Annotated in this window: 1 protein-coding gene; it reads right to left on the bottom strand. The window is 64.1% G+C overall.

Annotated features, from left to right (window positions below):
- Window positions 1–270 (bottom strand): aminotransferase class I/II-fold pyridoxal phosphate-dependent enzyme (locus tag ACY0MJ_RS22360; protein ID WP_462640763.1); only part of this gene is annotated, 270 nt, incomplete at its 3' end.
- Window positions 271–276: the final 6 nt, after the last annotated feature.

The following is a 276-nucleotide window of genomic DNA, read 5'->3' as shown; positions in this document are numbered from 1 at the left end:
CGACGCGAGCAGCGTGATCCCCTCGATGAACCCCTTGGCGTGGTCCTGCGGCCCTGTGATGACCATCCATCCCGAGCGGAATCCGGCCACGCGATACGTCTTGGACAGGCCGTTGAAGGTCAGGCAGAGCAGATCAGGGGCGAGAGTCGCCGTCGGGATGTGCACGGCGCCGTCGAACAGGATGCGATCGTAGATCTCGTCGGAGAGCAGCAGCAGCTGGTGCTCTCGAGCGATCTGCACCAAGCCCTCGAGGATCTGGCGGGAGTACACCACTCC

This window comes from Ramlibacter sp. bp-362 (assembly GCF_054956735.1).
Note: the sequence above shows the minus strand (reverse complement) of the source record. Positions and strands in the feature narration are given on the sequence as shown.